This window comes from Frankia sp. CcI49 (genome assembly GCF_001983215.1).
In the GTDB taxonomy this organism is placed as follows: domain Bacteria; phylum Actinomycetota; class Actinomycetes; order Frankiales; family Frankiaceae; genus Parafrankia; species Parafrankia irregularis.
The window spans coordinates 348,781-370,124 of record NZ_MOWP01000017.1 but is presented as its reverse complement, the minus strand read 5'-3'; the positions used below and the strand labels follow the sequence as shown (position 1 = coordinate 370,124).

General features: G+C 70.3%; 19 protein-coding genes and 1 pseudogene. 11 read left to right on the top strand and 9 right to left on the bottom strand.

Translation table 11 applies throughout. From position 1 onward, the window contains the following. The first annotated feature begins 63 nt into the window (after positions 1 to 63). Positions 64 to 2,280: a squalene--hopene cyclase gene (shc, locus tag CcI49_RS17000; protein WP_116437420.1), complete on the top strand. Its 2,217-nt coding sequence runs from the start codon at positions 64 to 66 to the stop codon at positions 2,278 to 2,280. A gap of 159 nt (positions 2,281 to 2,439) precedes the next feature. Here the strand turns inward: shc and CcI49_RS16995 are convergent, their stop codons facing one another. Both CcI49_RS16995 and CcI49_RS16990 read right to left on the bottom strand, forming a co-directional pair. Next, complete coding sequence (locus tag CcI49_RS16995; RefSeq protein WP_054568021.1) at positions 2,440 to 2,691, bottom strand: hypothetical protein; 252 nt, start codon at positions 2,689 to 2,691, stop codon at positions 2,440 to 2,442. Between the two features lie 167 nt (positions 2,692 to 2,858). Beyond that, positions 2,859 to 3,221, bottom strand: a complete 363-nt coding sequence (locus CcI49_RS16990; RefSeq protein WP_054568020.1) for a DsrE family protein — start codon at positions 3,219 to 3,221, stop codon at positions 2,859 to 2,861. A 249-nt stretch (positions 3,222 to 3,470) separates the two neighbouring features. Here CcI49_RS16990 and CcI49_RS16985 point away from each other — a divergent pair, with 249 nt between their 5' ends. The 4 genes from CcI49_RS16985 to CcI49_RS16970 all read left to right on the top strand — a co-directional run bounded on the left by CcI49_RS16985 (position 3,471) and on the right by CcI49_RS16970 (position 6,877). Continuing rightward, positions 3,471 to 4,067 (top strand): FABP family protein, encoded by a 597-nt coding sequence (locus CcI49_RS16985; RefSeq protein WP_076827637.1) that lies wholly within the window; start codon positions 3,471 to 3,473, stop codon positions 4,065 to 4,067. A 600-nt stretch (positions 4,068 to 4,667) separates the two neighbouring features. After that, on the top strand, positions 4,668 to 5,423 hold the full coding sequence (locus tag CcI49_RS44165; protein WP_131831108.1) for a DUF222 domain-containing protein: 756 nt from the start codon (positions 4,668 to 4,670) through the stop codon (positions 5,421 to 5,423). Beyond that, positions 5,423 to 6,007: a hypothetical protein gene (locus CcI49_RS44160; protein ID WP_347280124.1), complete on the top strand. Its 585-nt coding sequence runs from the start codon at positions 5,423 to 5,425 to the stop codon at positions 6,005 to 6,007. Before CcI49_RS44165 ends, CcI49_RS44160 begins: the two co-directional genes overlap by 1 nt. Positions 6,008 to 6,118: 111 nt before the next feature. Further along, entirely contained in the window at positions 6,119 to 6,877 is a 759-nt protein-coding gene (locus tag CcI49_RS16970) for a nucleotidyltransferase domain-containing protein (RefSeq protein ID WP_161934781.1), read from the top strand. A gap of 123 nt (positions 6,878 to 7,000) precedes the next feature. On the opposite strand, the gene CcI49_RS16965 is transcribed toward CcI49_RS16970, so the two are convergent. After that, positions 7,001 to 7,495, bottom strand: coding sequence for a YbjN domain-containing protein (locus CcI49_RS16965; RefSeq protein ID WP_054568017.1), 495 nt, complete (start codon positions 7,493 to 7,495; stop codon positions 7,001 to 7,003). Positions 7,496 to 7,499: 4 nt separating this feature from the next. Next, positions 7,500 to 8,831, bottom strand: coding sequence for a D-inositol-3-phosphate glycosyltransferase (gene mshA / locus CcI49_RS16960; RefSeq protein WP_054568016.1), 1,332 nt, complete (start codon positions 8,829 to 8,831; stop codon positions 7,500 to 7,502). A 188-nt stretch (positions 8,832 to 9,019) separates the two neighbouring features. Here mshA and CcI49_RS16955 point away from each other — a divergent pair. Continuing rightward, positions 9,020 to 9,826, top strand: a pseudogene (locus CcI49_RS16955) (class I SAM-dependent methyltransferase); the annotation flags it as partial. A 141-nt stretch (positions 9,827 to 9,967) separates the two neighbouring features. Here CcI49_RS16955 and CcI49_RS16950 read toward each other — a convergent pair. Continuing rightward, positions 9,968 to 10,492: an O-acetyl-ADP-ribose deacetylase gene (locus tag CcI49_RS16950; RefSeq protein ID WP_076827630.1), complete on the bottom strand. Its 525-nt coding sequence runs from the start codon at positions 10,490 to 10,492 to the stop codon at positions 9,968 to 9,970. A 63-nt stretch (positions 10,493 to 10,555) separates the two neighbouring features. Between CcI49_RS16950 and CcI49_RS16945 the strand changes: the two genes are divergently transcribed. Continuing rightward, on the top strand, positions 10,556 to 11,053 hold the full coding sequence (locus tag CcI49_RS16945) for a DUF1269 domain-containing protein (protein WP_063793164.1): 498 nt from the start codon (positions 10,556 to 10,558) through the stop codon (positions 11,051 to 11,053). 116 nt (positions 11,054 to 11,169) lie between these two features. On the opposite strand, the gene CcI49_RS16940 is transcribed toward CcI49_RS16945, so the two are convergent. The 4 genes from CcI49_RS16940 to CcI49_RS16925 form a co-directional block, all read right to left on the bottom strand. Then, positions 11,170 to 12,090 (bottom strand): aldo/keto reductase, encoded by a 921-nt coding sequence (locus tag CcI49_RS16940; protein ID WP_235498068.1) that lies wholly within the window; start codon positions 12,088 to 12,090, stop codon positions 11,170 to 11,172. Positions 12,091 to 12,282: 192 nt separating this feature from the next. Then, positions 12,283 to 12,750, bottom strand: coding sequence for a hypothetical protein (locus CcI49_RS16935; protein WP_054568013.1), 468 nt, complete (start codon positions 12,748 to 12,750; stop codon positions 12,283 to 12,285). Between the two features lie 41 nt (positions 12,751 to 12,791). Continuing rightward, positions 12,792 to 13,691 (bottom strand): helix-turn-helix transcriptional regulator, encoded by a 900-nt coding sequence (locus CcI49_RS43320; protein ID WP_054568012.1) that lies wholly within the window; start codon positions 13,689 to 13,691, stop codon positions 12,792 to 12,794. A 322-nt stretch (positions 13,692 to 14,013) separates the two neighbouring features. Beyond that, the gene (locus tag CcI49_RS16925; protein WP_076827628.1) at positions 14,014 to 15,375 is read right to left on the bottom strand and encodes a DUF349 domain-containing protein; all 1,362 of its coding nucleotides are present in this window, start codon (positions 15,373 to 15,375) and stop codon (positions 14,014 to 14,016) included. Positions 15,376 to 15,860: 485 nt separating this feature from the next. On the opposite strand from CcI49_RS16925, the gene CcI49_RS16920 reads away from it, so the two are divergent. The 4 genes from CcI49_RS16920 (at position 15,861) to CcI49_RS16905 (ending at position 20,549) form a co-directional block, all read left to right on the top strand. Continuing rightward, on the top strand, positions 15,861 to 16,868 hold the full coding sequence (locus tag CcI49_RS16920; protein WP_076827626.1) for a sugar ABC transporter permease: 1,008 nt from the start codon (positions 15,861 to 15,863) through the stop codon (positions 16,866 to 16,868). Positions 16,869 to 16,960: 92 nt separating this feature from the next. Then, the gene (locus tag CcI49_RS16915) at positions 16,961 to 17,809 is read left to right on the top strand and encodes a carbohydrate ABC transporter permease (RefSeq protein ID WP_241840114.1); all 849 of its coding nucleotides are present in this window, start codon (positions 16,961 to 16,963) and stop codon (positions 17,807 to 17,809) included. 80 nt (positions 17,810 to 17,889) lie between these two features. Then, entirely contained in the window at positions 17,890 to 19,221 is a 1,332-nt protein-coding gene (locus CcI49_RS16910; protein WP_198955551.1) for an extracellular solute-binding protein, read from the top strand. Further along, complete coding sequence (locus tag CcI49_RS16905; RefSeq protein ID WP_076827622.1) at positions 19,218 to 20,549, top strand: ABC transporter ATP-binding protein; 1,332 nt, start codon at positions 19,218 to 19,220, stop codon at positions 20,547 to 20,549. Before CcI49_RS16910 ends, CcI49_RS16905 begins: the two co-directional genes overlap by 4 nt. The last annotated feature ends 795 nt before the right edge of the window (positions 20,550 to 21,344 follow it).

The following is a 21,344-nucleotide window of genomic DNA, read 5'->3' as shown; positions in this document are numbered from 1 at the left end:
CTTCAAGGTCGGACCAGAGCTGGCGACGCGATTGCGTTCATCCAGAAGACGCAAGGATTAATCATGTCTGTCTCCCGGGTTTCCGAGGCCATCGGGCACCATATTCCCGAGCAGGTTGTCGATGCTTCCGCCGCGGTGCGTGACCGGGCGGAACGCGATGTTCGCGATGTTCGTGACGGCGCGGACCGGCTGGCCGGCACGCTGCGCCGGGCCACCCAGCACCTGCTGTCCCTGCAGGACAGCACCGGTTGGTGGAAGTTCGACCTGGAAAGCAACACCACCATGGATGCCGAGGACCTGCTGCTGCGCGAGTTCCTCGGAATTCGTACGGAGTCCGTCACCGCGGCCTCCGCGAAGTTCATTCGTTCCCGTCAGCTGGCGGACGGCTCCTGGCCGCAGTACTTCGGTGGACCGGGTGAGCTGTCCATCACGGTCGAGTCCTACATAGCCCTTCGGCTGGCTGGTGACGAACTGTCGGCCCCACATATGGAACGTGCTGCGTCCTGGATCCGGCAGAACGGCGGAGTTCCCGCCACCCGGGTGTTCACCAGAATCTGGATGGCTCTTTTCGGCTGGTGGCGTTGGGAGGATCTGCCCGTGCTGCCACCCGAGATCATGCTGCTGCCCGACCGGGCCCCGCTGAGCATCTACTCGTTCGGATCCTGGGCTCGGCAGACCATTGTTCCCCTCACCATCGTCTTCGCGCTCCGTCCGGTCCGTCCGGCACCTTTCGGCCTGGAAGAGCTGTCGGTCGACGATCCGGATTGTTCCGGTTCCGCGACGTCGGTGGYCGCTGGAACCGGCGCCGGTGCTGGAGCCGCTGCCGGCGCTGGAACCGGCGTTGGTGCCGGGGRCAGCGGCGGTGCCGGGGGCAGCGGCGGTGCTGGCCACGGTGTCAGCGCGGGTGTCGGATCCGCACTGCGCGGCATCCTTGGGCTGCGCGGCATGGTGCCGCTCGGCTGGAAGCCCTTCTTCCGGTGGGTCGATGCCGGGCTGCACCGCTATCACCATCACCCGATCGGCCCGCTGCGCCGGCACGCGATGCGTACGGCGGAACGCTGGATCATCGCGCGGCAGGAGGCCGATGGCTGCTTCGGCGGGATCCAGCCGCCGGCCGTGTACTCGATCATCGCGCTACGGCTGCTCGGCTATGACCTTGCGCATCCGGTGCTGAAAGCGGCGCTGGAAGCTCTCGACGACTACTCGGTCACCCTCCCCGACGGGGCGCGGATGATCGAGGCCTCGCAGTCTCCCGTCTGGGACACGGCGCTCGCGGTGAACGCGATCGTCGAGGCGGGCGACGTCATCGGCATCGAGCCGGACGACCCGGCGCTGCTGCGGGCCGCCGACTGGCTGCTCGGCCAGGAGATCCGTGATCGCAGCGGTGACTGGCAGGTGAACCACCCGGACCTGCCCGGCGGCGGCTGGGCGTTCGAGTTCGAGAACGACACCTATCCCGACACCGACGACACCGCCGAGGTGCTCCTCGCTCTGCGGCATGTCCGTCATCCCGCGCCGGAGAAGATCGAATCCGCGACCGATCGGACCGTGACCTGGCTGCTCGGCCTGCAGTCCAGTGACGGTGGATGGGGCGCCTACGATTCGGACAACACCAGCACGCTTGTCTACAAGATTCCGTTCGGTGACTTCGGCGCTCTCACCGATCCGCCGTCTGCGGACGTCACCGCCCACGTTGTCGAGGCTCTTGTCGACGCCGGGCTGACCGATGATCCCCGGACGCAGCGTGGGGTGTCCTGGCTGCTGGACCATCAGGAGCCGGACGGTTCGTGGTTCGGCCGATGGGGCGTCAACCATGTCTACGGCACCGGATCCGTCCTGCCTGCGCTGGCCGCCGCAGGGCTGGCGCCGACCCATCCGGCCATCGGCGGTGGCGTCGCCTGGCTGYTGTCCCGCCAGAACTCCGACGGTGGGTGGGGTGAGGACCTGCGTTCCTACAGCGATCCGCGGTGGAACGGCCAGGGCATGTCCACAGCGTCGCAGACGGCATGGGGGATGCTCGGGCTGCTGGCGGGAGAGCAAGGGCCCGACGTGGCGGTGGCGCTCGCACGGGCCGCGGACTGGCTTGCCGATCAGCAGCGTCCGGACGGGACCTGGGATGAGGACCAGTTCACAGGCACCGGCTTTCCGGGGGACTTCTACCTCAACTACAACGGGTATCGCCTGATCTGGCCGGTTCTGGCCCTCGGCCGTTACGGCCACTCCCTGCGGACGTCGCCCCCGCCGACAGCCGCGGACCCGAAGCCCCGGCCTGGCCACTAACCCGAGCCTGGCGCATCGACCAGCTCGGCATGCCAGTCAGCTCGGCATGCCAGTCAGCTCGGCATGCCAGTCAGCTCGGCACGTCAGTCAGCTCGGCACGTCAGCCAGCTCGGCGTTGTCGGGGGCTGGCTCGGCGTGTCGGCTGGGCCGGCGTGTCGGCTAGGTCGGCGCGTCGCGGGGGGCGGGCAGGTCGCGAGGGCGCGTGGTAGCCCGCGGCGGACCATCGAACGGGATGCTGGTGGGGACCGCGAAGGCCATCGGGCCCACGGTGAAGTGGCGCAGGTCGTTATCGGTGGCGAAGGTCGCCGCGGCACTGCGATCCGGGAACGGCGCGACCACCCGACGGACCGTATGTCGACCCGCCTCCTCGAACTGCACCACGGCGAAGAGCATCTCGGACTCCGGCATCATGCGATCATGAAAGCGCATTGCAATCGCGCGGTGAACGTGACGTGTCGTGTGCCATCAGTGGTCTGTGCTGCGCGTGCAGAAAGACGTCGCCCGCCTCCCGCATGTGCTCATCGCACGTGCGGGAGGCGGGTGTGCGCCTCTCAGCAGGCATTTGGCTCAGCACACGGCTAGTACACGAGGGCCTGGACGTCTTCGGCGAGGGCCTCGCTGACGAACACCGCGGCGCCGGCGATGCGGATCCCTGGAATTACGTCCTCGGGACCGAAGGAGCGCCGTGCCGCGCACTGGGTGCAGACGGTGACCCGGCCGCCGGTCAGAACCGCGTCCAGCAGGTCGGTGAGCGGTGCAGACTCCGGCAGGCTGAACTCCGCGGCACGCCCGGGAAGAGCGAACCAGGCTGATTCGCCCGTCAGCCACAGCGAGACATCCACACCGGAGGCCACGGCCACCGAGGCCACGGTGAAGGCCTGAGAACAGCGTTCCGGGGCGTCGGCACCGGCGGTCACCTTGATGACAAGCGAGCGGGTCACCCGCCCAGTGTGCCCTGCCTGGTACACGGCTGCGGAGCGTGCAGGAGGTAAGCCTAGGCTGTGCTCCGTGCTGCACTACTTCGCGAGCGGTCTGCTGGTGGCCATGGCGATGCTCATCGCCTGGTTCTCCGGGTACGCCGTCTACAAGCTGTACGGGGGCCGGCGCTGAGCGGGCCGGCGCGCAGGCAGGGCAGGAACGCGCAGGTGAGCGCGCCGATGGCAGAAGGGCATGGGGGGAGCGGGAAGCCGATGGGTACCGACACGACCGACGACGTGCGGACGGGCAAGGGGGCGTCCTCGTCCTCGTCCTCGTCAGAGCTTCATCCGAGTCTGCTGCCATTGGCGTTCCTCGTCGGCACCTGGCGCGGTGAGGGCGTCGGGGGTTATGAGGGCATGGAGTCCTTCCACTACGGCCAGGAGATCACCTTCGCCGCCGACGGGCGTCCCGCGCTCGGCTATGTGTCGCACACCTGGTGGGCCGACGAGCCTCGGGACGGACGGGAGCCGGGCAGCCCCCTGGCAACCGAGACGGGATTCTGGCGGGTGCAGCCACCCGCCACCGAGCTCGGCCCCGACGGCAAGGTGAACCGCAACCCGGTCGTCGAGGTAATGCTGGCCCACCCGTTCGGCATCGCCGAGATCTACGTCGGGACCATCGCCGGAACCAGGGTGGACCTCGACTCGAACGTTCTGATCAGGACCACCACTGCCCGTGAGGTCACCCGCTCGGTGCGGCTGTACGGCCTCGTCGAGGGCGGCGATCTGGCGTATGCGATCGACATGGAGGCCAGTGGCAAGCCACTCCAGTCCCACCTCTCGGCTCGTCTTCACCGCGTGAAGGAATAGTCGACCGGTTATGAAGTAGTAACCCGGCGGAGGCTTGAGCCTCCTCGGGGTGTTTGGATTCCGCGCGACCATGACTCCCGCCTGCGGATCGGGTGAATATCTAGCTCGGCATGGCTTTTTCGACGCCCGATTTGCTGCACCAGATTTTGATGTGGTCTCCTGCGGGCATCGCCCGCTATTTGCTGTTGACAATAATTGCAGCCTCTCCGGTTTTCAGGCCGGCCCTTGGCGACTGAGTTCGAGAAGTTCGCTACCGTGAGGCGCAGCGATTCCGGCGAACTATAAATGCTGACTAAATTGACCTGGTCGGTCGTTCTGTGCCCTGTATGGGCACAGGGGATCACGATGTGGTGACGGCGCCCACAAGGTGTGCGATATGGGTCGCATGGGTGTGAGGAGTCGCTCTTCTAGCTGGTCTGAGAATGCGAGGTTGCCGGCAGGGAGGTCTGTCTGTCAAGGCGGTCTGGGTGGCCGGTGAACTCGCTGTGTCCTCCCTTGGCCGGCCCGGTCCTGCGGGTCGTTTCCGGGTTTAGCATCACCACGCGATCGAACGTCCGTTCGATCGTGTGGTGTGTGTTTCCGGACCGGAGGTGTGGTGCCATGGCTCCCCGCACGCCCTCGATCGTCATCAACGCGACTGGCACGACCGGCCCGTCGGCCGCGACGGTTCCCGGCAGTGAGGAGGAGGTGGGGGTTCCGGTCGAGCATCGGGTGTTCGAGGGGTGGCTGAGCGAGTGTCTGGACAGGCTCCGGGCGGCGGTGGCGGGGATCGCGGCGGCGCAGGCGGTGGCGATCCGGGTTCAGGCGGAGCTTGCCGCTGCCCGGCCGCCGGAGGGCTATGACGAGCTGGGCCTGTTCGGTTCGGTGGTGGCGGGTGAGGTGGCGGGGGTGATGCGGATCTCGACCGGGTCCGCGGAGTGGCATCTGGATTTCGCTGATCAGGTGGTTCGGCGTCTCCCCGTCGGGTTGGAGGCGTTGGCGGCGGGGGTGTTGGATCTGCCGCGGTTGACGTCCTTGGAGCGTGCGACCTCCCCGTTGGACGACGGGCTCGCCGGCCGGGTCGCGGACCATGTCCTCGGGAAGGGGCCGCGGGCGCATCGGCGTGCGTTCACGGCGGCGTGCCGCTACGGGGTGATCAAGATTGATCCCGAGGGTGCGGCCCGACGGTCCGACGAACGTCGTCCGGAGCGGCGGGTGTGGGTGGAGCCGGAGGACGACGGGATGGCCGTGCTGGGGCGTTGCTGCCCGCGGACGGGGCGTTGGCCTGCCAGGCGCGGATCGAGCAGGTCACCAACGCGACGATGGCAGAGAAGGGAGAGGGTCGGAGTCGGGACGAGGTGCGTGCGGACACGTTGATGGATCTGATCCTGGGCCGGGACGGTCAGCCTGGTCCGGGGGGTGCGACGGGTGCGGATGTGCAGGTGATCGTTCCGATCGGGACCCTGCTCGGCCTGGACGCCGAGCCGGGTGAACTGGTCGGGTACGGGCCGATCCCGGCGACGGTGGCGCGGGAGATAGCGTCACGGCCGACCTCGACATGGCGGCGAATGCTCACCAACGAGCAGGGGCACCTCGTGGAGCTGGGAGAACGGCGGTATCCCAGCCCGGCGCAGAAGCGTCATGTGCGGGCCCGGAACCCGTGCTGCACCTTCCCGCACTGCACCCGCCGGGCGTGGCGCTGCGATCTCGACCACACCCGGCCCTACGCCTCGGGTGGGAAGACGCTGGTGGAGAACCTGGGGCCGTTGTGCAGGCGGCATCACCGGGTGCGTCATCACAGCCGGTGGCGGGTGGTCCAGCCCCGGCCGGGGGTGTTCTGCTGGATGAGTCCGACCGGCCGCCGTTATGAGGTGCGGCCGCATTCGTACCTCGATGGGGAATGTGCCACCGTCGAGCTTGACGCGACGAGCGAAAACGGCCTGTCCGATATGAAACGTTGATCGCATTGTCGGAGGAGTGAAAGTCGCCCTCTCCTCCCTGGAATGCGGGACTCCTGGGATTCCTGTCAATAATAATTTGTGCCGATATGGCCGTGTATCTACTATGGGGCCGTGGATGACATCCATTTCCTCGACGGGATCGCTGAAATTCTGCTCGGGCTGCCTAGGGTGGAGGCGGTGGTGCTCGGCGGGTCGCGGGCACAGCTGACGCATCGGCCGGACAGTGACTGGGATCTTGCGATCTATTATCGCGGTGAATTCGATCCGGCGTCGCTGCGAGGCCTTGGATTTCCGGGGGAGGTGTCGGAGATTGGCGGCTGGGGTGGAGGTGTCTTCAACGGTGGCGCGTGGCTGACTGTCGCCGACCGGTCCGTGGACGTGCATTATCGCGACCTCGATGTCGTCGAGGAGCAACTCGCCCGCGCTGAGCGCGGTGAGTTCCACATCGAGCCACTCATGTTCCATCTGGCGGGAATTCCGAGCTATCTCGTCGTCGGGGAGCTCGCGATCAACCGTGTGCTTCGTGGTGCGCTGCCCAGGCCGGAGTATCCCGAGGCGCTGCGGATATCGGCCTCGCGAACATGGTCCGATCGTGCGGCGATGACACTTGCATACGCCAGGCGTCATCACGCGTCGCACGGGCGGACCGCCCAGTGCGCGAGCCTGCTCGTTGTCGGCGCGTCGGAATACGCACACGCGGTCCTCGCCGCGCGGGGGGAGTGGGTCACCAACGAGAAGCAACTGCTGGAGCATGCGGGAATGGGCGGAACACACGACGTCGTCGCGGGTCTCACCCGCGCCCCCGCCACCCTCGCAGCGGCTGTCGACGCTGTGTGTGACCTCGGGAAGCGGGCGATCGGGGCATGTTGAGCCGAGGGTCAGAAACCTGTCGGGCCGGCCGGGTGCAGGGAGTGTGCGGGTGCAGGGAGTGTGCGGGTGCGAGAAGTGTGTGGGTGTGCGGGGTGCCGGGGTGTGCCATTGGTCGTGGCGGCGCTACGCGGGGCGCGCGGCGGATCCGCTGTCGGCGGCGAGCTTGGCCCGCCAGGCGCGTTCGCGTTGGATGGCGCCGGCGAAGCCGATGGCGATGGCCGGGTCGAAGTTCTCGTCGGCGTAGGTGCCGACGCAGCCCAGCAGCCGGTCGATCTCGTCGGGGCTGATCGCGCTGAGCGGGACCTGCCCGGTGAGGAAGATGTCGCCCATGTTGTCGATCGAGAAGTGCACTCCGTAGGTGCGGGAGTTCCGGCTCAGCAGAAAGCCGTAGGTACCGGCGGCGTTCTCCGCCGGAGCGCGCATGAAGAAGGCCTCCACGAGCAACGTGTGGTCCTGCACCACCAGCCACGTCATCGTGCGCAGCTTGTGTTCGCCCTCCAACGTCACCAGGAAGGCGCCGGTGTCGGAGTGTTCGTAGGCGACACCGAGGTCGTCCAGCCCGGCTTTGATCAGCTTGTCGAGGCGTTCGCGCTCGGCGACGTCGATGGAGGGCGTCATGTCGTCAGACTGCCACGGCGCTCGGCGCGATGGCGGCCTGGTAGCTGCGCAGGACACCGCGTGCGGTCGCGGTCCAGCCGAAGCCCGCGGCGCGGGCCCGGGCGCCCGCGGCGAGATGCCGTCGCCACCGCTCCTCGGTGAGGATGCGTTCCAGCGCGGTGGCGTAGTCCGCCGGCTCCCAGCCACGGATGAGGACCCCGGACGTCCCGTGGTCGACGGCGGTGCGCAGGCCGCCGACGGATGCGGCGACCACCGGGGTGCCGCAGGCCTGTGCCTCGACGGCGACCAGACCGAAGCTCTCGCTGTGGCTGGGCACGACCACGGCCGTGGCCGCGCGATACCAGGAGGCGAGCTGATCGTGCGGTACAGGTGGCTGGAAATGGACGATGTCGGTGATGCCGAGCTCCGCGGCAAGCTTCACCAGGGCGTCGGGGCGTTCGAGCCCGGAGCCGCTGGGGCCACCGACCACGACCACGGCGAGCTGGCTGCGTCGTTCCGGGTCCCGGCGGATGAGCTCGGCGGCGGCGGCGAGCAGGACGTCCGGAGCCTTGAGCGGCTGGATACGTCCGACGAAGAGGAGGAGCTGCGTGTCGGGGTCGAAGCCGAGCCGGGCTCGCGCGGCCCGTTCGTCGCCGTCGCCGGCGGGCCGGAAGACATCCAGGTCGACGCCGGGGGCGACCACGTCCACTGTGTCAGGCGGGGCCCCGTAGAGGTCGATGAGGTGACGGCGCTCGGTTTCCGTCGAGGCGATGAGGCGGCTTGCGCCCGAGATCACCTCCTGCTCGCCATGCAGGCGCAGCTCCGGTTCCGGTCGGTCGCCGTCCGCGAGCGAGGCGTTCTTGACCTTCGCCAGGGTGTGGGAGGTGTGGACCAGCGGCACGCCCCACCGCCGGGCGGCGGAGAGGCCGACCTGGCCGGACAGCCAGTAGTGGGAGTGGACCAGGTCGAACCAGCCGGCGTCCTGCCCGGCCTCGGTGCGTAGGACGTTCGCCGTGAACGCGCACAACCAGGCCGGCAGCTCGGCGCGGCCGATGTCCTCGAACGGGCCGGCGGGAATGTGCCGCACCGTCACACCGGGGGCGATCTCGGCGGTCGGCGGCAGCTTGCTGCTGACCGCGCGGGTGAACACCTCGACCTCGGTGCCGAGCGCGGCGAGCTGGCGGCTGAGCTCGATGATGTAGACGTTCATGCCGCCCGCGTCACCGGTTCCCGGCTGCTCGAGGGGCGACGTGTGCATCGAGAGCATCGCCACCCGTGACGGTGACCTCGGCGTCCTCTGCGTCCTCGGCGCAGCGGCGTCACGCCGGTCCGGCGGACGGCCATCGACCAGGTGCACCAACCACCTCCACTAGCGACCAAGCGGACGACCTGCGCCAACGTCATTCAACCCGGGCGGCGGCCCTCCTATGCCCGCCCGGCACACTCGGCATGAGCTGTATGTGCCCGTACCGGGTGGGCGCCATCCGACCGACCCTGTGCGAACAAGGGATTTACGGCCGGGGTTTCGAGAGGGATGTGAGCGGAGTGACAGTTTCGCGGCGCCGGCCGCGCCTGGCCGCTGGCCGCGCGCGGGCGCTTGGTCTGCCCACCCGGGGCACGACGGCGCCGAACCGGTTGCGCCGGGTCGACCGGTGGCTGGCGTCGGCGGGGTGGTCGGTGCTGCGGCGTGCCGCGGACCCGCTCGTCGTCGATCTCGGTTTCGGATCGTCGCCGGTCACCACCGTCGAGATGTACGACCGGCTCCGCCCGGTGCGGGCCGATGTCCGGGTTGTCGGGCTGGAGTTGGCGCCGGAACGGGTCGCCGCCGCCGAACCGGCCGCCCGCCCGCCCGGGCTCACGTTCACCCGCGGCGGATTCGAGCTGGCGGGCCTGCGGCCTGTCGTCATCCGGGCGATGAACGTGCTGCGTCAGTACGAGGAGGGCGCGGTCGAGTCGGCCTGGGCCGCCCTGGTGGGACGCCTGCAGCCGGGCGGAATCCTGGTCGAGGGGACCTGTGACGAGATCGGCCGCCGGGCCTGCTGGTTCGCTCTCGGGCCCGATCGCCGGCCGCGGAGCCTGACCTTCTCGGCGCATCTGGGAAGCCTGAGCCGGCCGTCCGACCTCGCGCCGCGGCTACCCAAGAGCCTGATCGCGCGCAATGTGCCCGGTGAGGACGTCCACGCGCTGCTCACCTCGTTCGATACGGCCTGGGAGCTTTCGGCGCCGCGAGGCGCGTTCGGGCCGCGACAGCGTTGGATCGCCGCCGCCGGGCTGCTGCGCCGGGACGGCTGGCTGGTCCTCGACGGCCCGCACCGGTGGCGGCTCGGTGAGCTCACCGTCGCCTGGCCGCCCGGTCCCGGGACCACGCCGCCCGGTCCTGGGACCACCACGCCAGCCGGCCTCGGGCCTATGCCGCTGGATGCCGGGCGCACGCGGCTGGACGCCGGGCCTACGCCGCCGGGCCCCGAGGGGTTGCCGCCGTCCGGCGTGGGCTCATCGTGGCTGGAGAGCGCCGAGAGCCTCGGTGAAGATACGGAGCATTGCCTCGTCGAACAGGACGAACCTGGCCTCCTTGACGGAGGTGGGAGCCGTGAGCACGGTGGTTAGCGCGATGTCGGCGGCATCGCGGGCCGGCCAGCCGTATGCGCCGGCGCTGACGGCGGGCAGGGCGACGGTGCGTGCGCCGATCTCGTCCGCCACTGCGAGGGCCTGCGTGTAGCAGGAACGGAGCAGATGGGAACGGTCCTGCCCGGGTGCGTGCACGGGGCCGACGACGTGGATGACGTGGCGGGCCGCCAGCCGGCCGGCCGTGGTGGCGACTGCGCCGCCGGTGGGCAGCCCGTCGGGCAGCGCGCCGGCCCGGAGCCGCCGGCAGGCCGCGAGGATCTCGGGCCCGCCAGCCCGGTGGATGGCCCCATCGACCCCACCACCACCGAGTAGCGACGAGTTCGCGGCGTTCACAATCGCATCGACGGACTGGCTGGTGATGTCACCCTGGAGCAGGCTCACCGTGACCATACGGACACTCTAACCGACTCCCTCGGTTTGCCAGATGTCAATGGCCTGCGATGCGATGGGCCGGTGGCGGAACTGGTCGTGCTCGAGTTCGACAGCAGGCAGCAGGCGGAGGAGGCCTGGGCCCGGTGTCAGCGAATGTCCCGGGCGGGCACCATCAACCTGGCGGACGAGGCCCTGGCCTGGCGTGACGACGACGGCACGGTGCAGGTGAGGCACCTGACGCACCGGACCCGGTCGGCGGCGCTGAGCGGCGCGGCGTGCGGGAGCGCGGTCGGCGCGCTCTTCCTCGCGCCGATGGCCGGCCTGCTGGTAGGCGCCGGGTGCGGTGCGATCGCGGGGCGGCTGCTGGTGACCGAGCCGATCGACGGCGCCATGGTCCGCCGGGTCGTCGGCTGCCTCCAGCCAGGTCGTGCCGCGGTTTTCCTGCTCGTCCGGCGGTCCCATCCGGCGGTGGTCGACGCGCTGCGCGAGTACCGGCCGATGGTGATCAGGACGTCGTTGTCCCCGGAACGTGAGGGCGCCCTGATCCGCGCCCTGCGGGGCGAGCCGACCGCACGCTGAGGCGCTGGCTGTGCTGACGGCGCTGGCTGTGCTGGCCTTCATGGCCCCGGGGAGCGGCCCCGGGGCCAACCTGGGCGCAGAACGTCGGCTCAGCGCATCTGCTCAGGACGTGGGGGTCAGGACACCGGACGTCGGGTCGGGGCGATCTTGTCGAGCACGCTGAGATCGTCCGGGCGCGGCTGCCACTGGCCGGCTGCGGCGTTGGCCCGGATCTGCTCGGCGGTCGTCGCACCGGCGATCACGGAGGCCACCCCGGGCTGGGCGGCGAGTCCGCCGATCGCGACGTCGAGCAGGGAGCGGTCCCGTTCCCGCGCGAAGGCCTCCAGCACCTCGACACGGTCGAACAGCTCGTCGGTGAGCTCGTCCTGACGTCCCGACAGGCGGGTGCCGGGCGGTGGCATCTCGTCACGCCGGTACTTGCCGCTCAGCACGCCGTTCGCGAGCGGGAAGTAGGGGATGACACCGATGCCGTACTTGAGGGTGGCGGGCACGAGCTCGGCCTCGGGCTCCCGGGTGAGCAGGTTGTAGTGGTTCTGTGCCGAGATGAAGCGGGTTGTTCCGGACGCGCGGGCGGTCCACTCCGCGTCCGCCACCTGCCAGGCGTCGAGGTTGCAGGAGCCCACGTAGCGGACCTTGCCCTCCTGGACGAGCTCGCCGAGAGCCTCCAGGGTCTCCTCGATCGGGGTGAACGGGTCGAGGGAGTGGAGCTGGTAGAGGTCGATGTAGTCGGTCTGCAACCGGCTGAGCGAACCCTCGACGGCCTTGCGGATGTAGCGGCGCGACGCCCGCGCGTTGAAGTCCTGGCCGTACATGCCGCCCATGTCCTTGCCGACCTTGGTGGCGAGGACGACATCGTCGCGCCGCCCACGCAGCACGTGCCCCAGCAGCGTTTCGGAGCCGCCCTTGTTCCCGTAGGTGTCGGCGGTGTCGAAGAAGTTGACGCCCGCATCCAGTGCGGCGTCGACGACGGCGCGGGTACCGGAGAGGTCCACCCGCGAGCCGAAGTTGTTGCAGCCAAGCCCAACGACGGAGACCATCAGGCCCGAAGAACCCAGGGGACGATAGCGCATGCCCCGATACAACACGCGCACCACGAACCGGTGGCACTCAGGGTGCCTGGTTCGTGGTGCGCGGAGTCGGCGGGTTGGCCGTGTTGTGTGCTGGTGGTCCTTCTTGTGTGGCTGTGCTGCTTTCGGATGACCGTGAGCGCTGCTACCGGGTGACCGCTGCTACTGGGTGACCGCGTCGCTGATGGCGCGTCCGGTCGCGCTGGCCGCGCGGCGCGTCGAGGTGCGAGCGGCCCGGGTCTGGCTGGCTGCCGTCCGCGTGCGCTTGACGGCCTCCTCGGTCGAGGGGCTGCGGCGGATGCCTGCGACGCGCTTCTCGCCGCGGCTGGCGAACGAGTTGTAGAGCTCGGTCGCCCGGCCCTGCAGGTCGGAGATCTGGGAGCCGACCGTGATCGGCAGCGCCAGGACGGCCGAGCTGACCTGGACGGGTACCCGGACCGCCTGGGCGGGAATCTGGCTCACCCGGTCCGAGATCCGGCGAACCTCCGTGCCGTAGGCCGCGGGAAGCGTCAGGAGCTTCTCGACCGCGGCATCCGCGGCGCCGACGGAGGCGTAGAGCGGCTTGCGGACGTCGGAGCTGGGCGCCGGAACTTCGCTCTTCGCCTTTGCGCTGGTTCGGGTGGTGGCCATGTGATCTCCTAGCGATCTCCGCTGATTGTGATGTTGTTGGGTCAGGTGGTGCTGTCGTCCTGCGGCGGCGCCGATGCCGGGGTGGGTTCGCCGCCGGCCTCCGCGGCCGCCGTCTTGGAACCAGCGGCGTTGGAACCACTGGCGTTGGAACCACTGGCGGCGGTGGCCGACGTGCGCTTCGTACCGCTGCTACGCGGCGTCTTGCTCCCGGCCCCCGCCTTCGAGGCCGAACGGGCGGCGCCGGTGGTGCGTCGGGTGCCGGCCGACGCCGACCTGCGCCCGGCCGGCCTGGCGGCGCCGGATCCCTCGCCGTCAGTGCTGCCAGATCCGTCAGTGCTGTCAGATCCGTCAGAGCTGCCAGAGCCGTCCGGAGCGGACGTACCGGATGGTTTCGGCGGGGTGGTTCCGGCCTTCCGGGTCCTCCGCACCTTGCCGGCCCTGGGCGAGACGGCCTCCGCACCGGTTTCCACGGCCGGTGCTTCTGGAGCAGCCGGTGCGGGTGCAGCCGGTGCTTCCGGAGCGGCCGGCGCTTCTGGCTTCAGGCCGCTGGCCGTGGGCAGCGGGGTCTCGGCCGGCTTCGCGACCGAGGACGCCCCGGTGAGCGCGTTCTCCCGGCGGAACGCGTCGTAGATGTCGACGATGACCTGCTTCTGCCGCTCGGTCAGCGTGTCGTCGGCGTGCACGGCGGCGATCAGGTCCTCGCCGCCCTCCCGTTCCTCCAGAATCCCGGCCTGCACGTACAGAACCTCGGCGGAGATCCGCAGCGCCTTCGCGATCTGCTGGAGGATCTCGGCCGACGGCCGGCGCAGGCCGCGCTCGATCTGGCTCAGGTAGGGATTGCTCACGCCGGCCTGCCGGGCGAGCTGACGCAACGAGATCTGCGCTCCGCGCCGCTGCTCGCGGATGAAGTCGCCGACATCCTTCACGTGGATTGCCGCCACGGCAGTCACCCACCTCCGCAACTACGCCCTGACACCCCGGACCATACGGCCGCATGCTAGCTCTGGCAAGCGGACAGTTAGCACAACCGCCGCGTTCGGAGTGGTGTCGTCGGCGGCGAGACGCGGACGTGGCCGGCTCAGGCGGTCTCGCTCGGGTGGATGGATCGAACAAAAGGGGCAAAGGGTGACCTGGAAATTACGAAGAGTGGAGGATTCTGGTCGTCGGAACGACGAAAACCCTCCACTCTTCGGACTCGCCCGCCCAGGTCGGCCGGCAGAGCCCGCCGCAGCACCGCTGCACGCACCTGCGAAGGAAGCGCGGCTAGTTCTGCTGCTCGGCCTGGGCGAGCCAGGCCCGCTGGGTGGCCAGCGCGCTCTCGGCCTCCGCGATCTCGCGGGCCCGCCCGTTGGCCCGGGCCCGTTCCAGCTTCGCCTCGAGCTTCGTGATCGACTCGCGCAGCTTGCGCAGGAACGGTGACTCCTCGATCTCCCGCCGGTCCCAGCGGGCGTCCGAGGCCTCACGCAGCTTGTCGCCGATGGCGCTGAGCTGGCGCTCCAGGCTGTTCACAGCGTCACGCGGGACATGCCCGATGGCATCCCAACGGTCCTGGATCTCCCGGTAACGGCGCAGTGACCGCTCGACGTCCGCGGGGTCGAGCGCGGTCGCCTCGGCGAGCAGCTCCTCCTTGCTGGCCTGGTTGACCCGCAGCTCCGCGTCGCGCTCGGCGTTGACGGCGTTGCGCCGGCTGAAGAACGCGTCCTGCGCGGCGCGGAACTGGTTCCACAGCTCGTCGTCGACATCCTTCGCGGCCCGCCCGGCCGACTTCCACTCGACCATCAGCGCCCGGTAACGCGCCGTCGTCGCACCCCAGTCGCTCGAGCCCGAGATGCTGACCGCCTCGGCGATGATCGCTTCCTTGCGCTCCCGGGAGCGGGTGCGCTGGGTGTCGAGCGCGGCGAAGTGTGCGGTTCGGCGGCGGGTGAACTCGTCACGGGCCACCGCGATCCGCCGCCACAGCGCCGAGTCGGTTCGCTTGTCGACACCGGTGATCGCGCGGAAGTCCTCGCCGATGGTGCGGAAGCGCTCGCTGGTCGCCTTCCACTCGGAGCTGCGGGTGAGCTGCTCCGCCTCGGCGACCAGTTCCTCCTTCGCCGCGACGGCGGCGGCCACCCGCTGGGCGCGCTGGGCCGCGAGCTCCGTGCGCCGGACGTCCGTCGCGGCCAGGACCGCGTCGAGACGGGCGGCGAGGGCGCCCACGTCACCGACCACGGCCGCCTCGGCCAGCCCGTCGCGCAGCCGCCGGGCACTGCCGGCGATGCCGGCGGGGTCGACGCCGCTGACGGTCAGCCGCCGCTCCAGCAGCACCACCTCGGCGGCCAGGTCGTCGAACCGCCGGCGAAAGTGGGCGAGCCCCTCCTCGGGACTGCCCGCGCGCCAGGAACCAACCGCCCGCTCGCCCTCGGCGGTGCGGAGGTAGACCGTGCCGTCGGACGAGACTCGGCCCCATTMGCTCTGGTCGTTGCTTACCTGGTCGTTGCTTACCTGGTCGCTGCCGCCGGTTCCGCCGGGACGTCCGTCCCCGTCGTGGTGGCGGGCAGCCGCATCAGGCCCGGTGCCCAGGCGTGCGCTGTCGTCGCGTCCGCCGTCGCTGCGGTCACTCATCGCGTTCCCGAAGATCGACATCAAGATGCCTGTCATTGTTGCAGGCATTCGGCCAGAAGGGGACCGTCGGCGGGCACCGGATCTGGCGCAGCGCCCGCGCGCCGTGCCGCCGGCCGCGTCGGGCCCGCCGGAGCCCGTGGTCGCGGCGAGCGCGTCGCGCGTCGCGGCACCCGTGCGGCCCGGTGGCCTGGCGGCGTTCGGGCGCCCGGCGGTGGCCTGCAACCAGGCCTGGCTGCAGGCCTGCGAGCGGACTGGCGGTGGCTCGGCGGTGGCCTGGCGGTGGCGCGGTTGCGGACTCGGCTGCGGACTTGGTTGCGGGCCGGCGGTATGCGCCGGCGGTGGCCTGGCGGTGTGGGCGGGTGCCGCGAGCAGCGTCACGCCGGCACCGGCGCTGCCCCTGCTGCCCGCGCCTCACCAGGCTGTGGTGGGAATGACCCGGGCTGTTCATGATTTCCACACACCCCGGTGCGTGCGTGTCGCTCCGGCCGGGGCCAAGATGCATAACCGTGGCGGAGGGTACGGGAGCCGGACGGGATGGCTGGCGGGCGGCCGCACTGGTCGCGCCGGCATTTGTCGGGCTGTGCGTGTTCGTGATCGGGCCGGCACTTGTGTCCGCCTTCGTGGCCGGCACCGACAAGAAACTGACCGGTCTCGACTTCCACTGGGTCGGGACGGCGAATCTGCGGGAAGCGCTGGCAGACCCGGATCTGGGGCGCGCTGTCCGTAACACCCTCGTCTACTGCCTGCTGACGGTTATTCCGTCCGTGCTGCTCGGCCTGCTGCTGGCGCTGGCGGCGGAGCGGGTCACCCGGGGCCGCCCGCTGGTCCGCTTCGCGCTCTTTCTGCCGGCCAGCGCGAACATGGTCGCGATGGCCGTGGTCTTCAAATACATCTTCGACAGCAACCCGGACGGACTGGCGAACACCCTGGTCGGGGTCGTCGGTATCGACCCGGTGGACTGGTTGGGTGACAAGGCCACCGCATTGCCGGTGGTCGCGCTCGTCGGTGGCTGGCGCCTGACCAGCCTGGTGTTCGTGGTCTACCTCGCGGGGCTCACCGCGATTCCACGGTCCGTCCATGAGGCGGCGGATGTGGACGGGATCCGTGGGCTGGCCCGGCTGCGCCACATCACCCTGCCGCTGCTGGCTCCGACGACGGTGTTCCTGGCGGTATTCGTCACCGTGCTGACACTGCAGACATTCGAGACGGTGGCGGTGCTGACCGAAGGCGGACCGCTGGACTCCAGCACCACGATCATCTACTACATCTATGAGGTCGGTTTCAAAGGCTCCTACCGGATCGGCTACGCGTCGATGATCGCTCTCCTGCTGCTGGTGGCAGTGGTGCTTCTCGGCGCCGCGGGCGCGTTGCTGGGCCGCCGGCTCAGAACGGCCCGGGAGGACGCCGCGGCGGGCACTGACGCCGGCGCGTCGACACCGGCTGTCACCGTCCCCGCGACCTCCGGAGCGGGTTCCGCCGGCGCTGCCTCCGCGGCGGAAGGACGCCGATCGTGACGGGCCGGGATGCGGGCCCGGGCGCGAGAGCAAGGGCGAGGCCGAGGGTGAGAGCGAGGTCGAGTGTGGGTTCGGGCGCGGGCGCCGGAGCGGTGGTGAGCCCGTCGTTGCGCCCGGCTCGGGTGGTGTCGACGACGGKCCGGTTCGCGTTTCTCGCGGTCGGTGTCACCGCCGCACTGCTCCCGTTCGTGTGGATGCTGCGCACGGCCCTGGGCCCACCGCAGAACGCCCTCACGTTCTCGTCCAACCCGCTGCCGTCCTCGGTCAGCTTCGACTCGTTCGAGAACGCCTGGACGGCGGCCGATCTGGGGCCGGCGCTCGTCACCGGTGTCCTGGTCAGCCTGGCGATCCTGGCGCTGCAGCTGATCACCGCGATCCCGGCGGCGTACGCGTTCGCCTGGGTGCCGTTCCGTGGCCGTTCGGTGCTCTTCGGTGTCGTGCTCGCCACCCTGCTCGTCCCGCCGCAGGTCACGGCTGTCCCCAACTATGTGACGATCTCGGCGCTCGGGTTCGCCGACACCCGGGTCGGCCTGGTCCTCCCGTTCATGAGCCATGCCGCCGCGATCTTCCTGCTGCGTCAGTACATGACGACGATTCCCGCGTCGGTGCTGGAAGCGGCACGGATGGACGGGCTCGGGACCTGGCGCACCCTGCGGCTGGTCATCGTCCCGCTCTGCGCACCGGCGATCGCCACGGTCAGCGTGTTCAGCTTCCTGCTCTCGTTCAACGAGTACCTCTGGCCACTGCTGGTCGCGCGGTCGCCCGACATCGCCACCCCGCCGCTCGCGCTGGCCGGCCTCGCCACGAAGAACTCGGCGTTTCCCGACTTCGCCCAGCTCGCCGCGGGATCATTGATCATCAGCCTGCCGACGCTGCTCGTGTTCGTCGTCGCCCAGCGGCGGCTGTCGGCGGGGATCTCGGGCACGGGGCAGGCGGCATGATCACTGGTATTCGAACTCCCCGCGGTCGAACTCCCCGCGGTCGAACTCTCCGCGGTCGAACTCTCCGTGGCCGACGCGCGGTGCCGGTCGCCGTGGCGGCCCTGCTCACCCTCGCCGCCTGCGGCGGAGGCGGCTCAGCACCGCCTGATCCGGCCCGGAGCCTCGGCCCGACGGCGCGTTCCGCGACGACCGGGGTCGACGACGCGACGGGCTCGAAGGCGTCGTCACAGTGCGCCGCCGCGGTCAGAACCCTGCGGCTGTACACGATCGAGAACCTCGAGAACGTCGCCAGGTCGGGCAAGGCCGCCATGGAGAAGGCGCATCCGGGGCTCACGGTGGAGCTCGTCACATCGGCCACCAGCTACGCCGGGCTGGCCCAGCAGCTGAGCACGGACTCCGCCGCCGGCCAGCGGGCCGACGTCGCGGTCGCCGGCCTCGACCTGCTGCCGGAGTTCGCCGGGCGGCTCGGTGCGCAGGAGGTGTCGCCGCGGCTGCTGCGAGCCTCCTACGACCAGCGGCTGGTCGGGCTCGGCCAGATCGGCGGTCGCCAGATCGGGATACCCCAGCAGGTCTCGACCCTGGCGCTGGTCTACAACCTCGACGTCCTGGAGAAGGCCGGGGTTGATCCCGGCTCGCTCACGACCACCGCCGGAGTGCTCGCCGCGGCCGAGAAGATCAGGACGTCCGGGCAGGACGTCCAGCCCATCGACATCCCGACCGGCCAGCAGTTCGGGCAATGGGTGCTGAACACCCTCGCCAGCTCCAAGGGCGCGCCGATCCAGGGCGACGACGGCCGGCCCCGGCTGGACACGCCGCAGGCCCGCGAGGCGGCGCAGTTCCTCGCGAAGGCCGCCACCTACGGACCACAGTCGACCGATCCGACGAACCAGGGCCTGCTCCGCTTCGGGTACCGCAAGGAGACCGCGATGACCGTGATGACGGTCGAGTCGCTCGCCGGCGGGCTGAAGTTCATCCAGGACCAGGGGACGCGTGGCTTCCGGGCCGGTGCGGTGCCGTTCCCCACGCTGCCCGCGGGCAGGCAGGCGCCGGTGGCCCGCGGCAACGCGCTGACCGTGCTCGCCACCGACCGGTGCCAGCGGGAGATGGCGACCGAGCTGGTCGTCGCCCTGCTCGCCCCGGACGTCGTCGTGGCGAGCACCGAGTCGTTGAGCTACCTGCCCGTCGACTCCGACGCGCTGGCCCGGCTGGCGCCGTTCTACCGCCAGTACCCCCAGCTCACCGCGTTCAACGAGCTGGCACCGTCGCTGGTCGCGCCACCGTCCTGGGCCGGCGCCCGCGGCCCGGAGCTGCCGCAGGCCATCAACAACCAGGTCGTGCGCATCATGGGCGGTGCGGACATCGACCAGACCCTGGCAGCGGCCCAGGCAGAGGCGGAGAGCTTCAACCAGTGACGACACACGCGGTCATCGCCACCCCGGGCGCACAGGTCGACGCGGTCGGCATCGGCCGGGACTTCGGTTCCGTGCGCGCGCTCGCGGGCGTTGACCTGACGATCGCCGCGGGCGAGATCGTCGCCCTGCTCGGCCCGTCCGGTTCGGGCAAGTCGACCCTGCTGCGCATCCTCGCCGGCCTCGAGCAGCCGACCACCGGCGAGCTGCGCTTCGACGGCCGCAGCCAGCTCGGGGTGCCGCCGCACCAGCGGGACGTCTCGATGGTGTTCCAGCACTACGCGCTCTATCCGCACCTGTCCGCGCTGGACAATCTCGTGCTGGCGCTGCGCTACGGCCGCGGGATGTCACGCGCGGCGGCGCGGGCACGTGCCGACGAGACGCTGCGCATGCTCGGCATCGCGGAGCTGGCCCGCCGCCGGCCGGCCCAGATGTCCGGCGGCCAGCGCCAGCGGGTGGCGATCGGCCGGGCGCTGGCGACCCGGGCCCGGGTCGTCCTGCTGGACGAGCCGATGTCCGGGCTCGACGCGAAGCTGCGGGTCGAGCTCCGGGTGGAGATCGTCGACCTGCTGCGCCAGCTCGGCACCACGGCCGTCTTCGTCACCCACGACCAGGCCGAGGCGATGGCCGTCGGGGACCGGGTGGCGGTGCTGAACCAGGGCGCCATCGAACAGATCGCGACGCCCGACGAGATCTACGACCTGCCGGCCACCCGTTTCGTGGCGACCTTCGTCGGCAGTCCGCCGATGAACGTGCTCGAGGGCACGTGGGCCAAGGGCCGTCTGAACGGCCCGGGCTTCTCGGTGGCGGCGCCGTCGTCCGCGGTCGCCGTCGGCGTTCGGCCGGAGCACCTGCGGCTGGTCCGAGCCGGGGATTCCCCGGGGACGTCCCGGGAGGTCCCCGGCTCGTCCGCCGGCCCGGGTGCCCCGGCGGTGTCGACCGGTGAGGTGACAGGTCAGCCGGCCGGCGGTGCGGGAGGCCGGGCGGCGGGCGAAGCTGCCGGCCAGGCTGCCGGTGGTGCGGCTGGTGGTGCCGGTGATACGGCCGGTGCGGCCGGTCGGGCGGCGGACAGGGCGGCCCACGGCGCCGGTCCGGACGCGCCGGACAGCGGGTTGAGCCTGCACGGGCAGGTTGTCGTGGCGGAGCGGCTCGGCGCGGAACGGACCATGTTCGTGCGGTCCGCGGCGGGCATGCTCGGCCTGCGGGTGGATGTCAGCGTCCCGGTGGTGCCGGACGAGGTCGTGACGGTGACCGCGCCCGCCTCGGCGTTGCTGTGCTTCGGGGCCGACGGCCGCTCCCTTCCCGTGCCCGCCGCTCGGCAGCCGTCCTGACCGTAGCCAGCTCCAGGAGTCAGGGGCGTTCGTCGTCCCGGAGCGTGTAGCAGGCAGAACCGCGCCGATCAAGATCGATGAGTGGGCGGGTACGGCTGGGATCGCCGCTGGYGGGCGAACCCGCGCCGCCCGGCGGCAGCCTTCAGACGAAACCTGAGGATCTTGGTCGTTCCGACGACGAGAATCCTCGGATCCTGCGGAGTCGCGACCCCGCCCGGCCCGGCCGCCCGGCCCGGCCCGGCCCGGCCGCCCCGAGGCGAGAACCCGAGAATCCCGGTCGCCGGGGCCTGTCCCGCCGAAGGCTCTCGGCGCACGGAGGTCCTTCGGCCCGGAATTTGTGTTCCGGAGTTACTGTGGAGATCGTCCGTTGCTTGAAATGCCTGTCGGCGGGCTCAGGGATGGACCTTTGCCCCTGTTGGTCGGGCCTTCGATGATGAAGGCTTATTTCGGGCAAAGGTGTCGTTCTCGCGCCGCAGGCGGCTTGGTGCGCGGCTGGCGGGAACAACTGCACCGGTTGCTCGGCACGCCGTTCCCGGCCGGGGAACTTGGTGGTGCTGCGGGTGTGTCACCCGACTTTCTCGGGCGCATCCGATGGTGGGGCCGTCGTCGGACTTGTCCGCTGATGGGCTGCATCTCGCTTCTGCGGGACGATGCCGGGCATCGTCGCACGCGGGTTGATGCGCGAAGCGTGCAATCACAGCGCTGAAGTGGTCCGTGTGTGACCTCTCTGCGCACATCGCACTCTCCACACCCCTGGGTCACAAAGATGTCGCGACATAGCGTTGCGAGCTGGTC

Excerpts from the sequence above, each read along its gene's own strand:
- CcI49_RS16995 (WP_054568021.1), bottom strand. The coding sequence starts at position 2,691 with ATGATGCCGGAGTCCGAGATGCTCTTCGCCGTGGTGCAGTTCGAGGAG.
- CcI49_RS16985 (WP_076827637.1), top strand. The coding sequence starts at position 3,471 with ATGGGTACCGACACGACCGACGACGTGCGGACGGGCAAGGGGGCGTCC.
- CcI49_RS44165 (WP_131831108.1), top strand. The coding sequence starts at position 4,668 with ATGGCTCCCCGCACGCCCTCGATCGTCATCAACGCGACTGGCACGACC.
- CcI49_RS44160 (WP_347280124.1), top strand. The coding sequence starts at position 5,423 with ATGGATCTGATCCTGGGCCGGGACGGTCAGCCTGGTCCGGGGGGTGCG.
- CcI49_RS16965 (WP_054568017.1), bottom strand. The coding sequence starts at position 7,495 with ATGACGCCCTCCATCGACGTCGCCGAGCGCGAACGCCTCGACAAGCTG.
- CcI49_RS16950 (WP_076827630.1), bottom strand. The coding sequence starts at position 10,492 with ATGGTCACGGTGAGCCTGCTCCAGGGTGACATCACCAGCCAGTCCGTC.
- CcI49_RS16940 (WP_235498068.1), bottom strand. The coding sequence starts at position 12,090 with ATGGTCTCCGTCGTTGGGCTTGGCTGCAACAACTTCGGCTCGCGGGTG.
- CcI49_RS16935 (WP_054568013.1), bottom strand. The coding sequence starts at position 12,750 with ATGGCCACCACCCGAACCAGCGCAAAGGCGAAGAGCGAAGTTCCGGCG.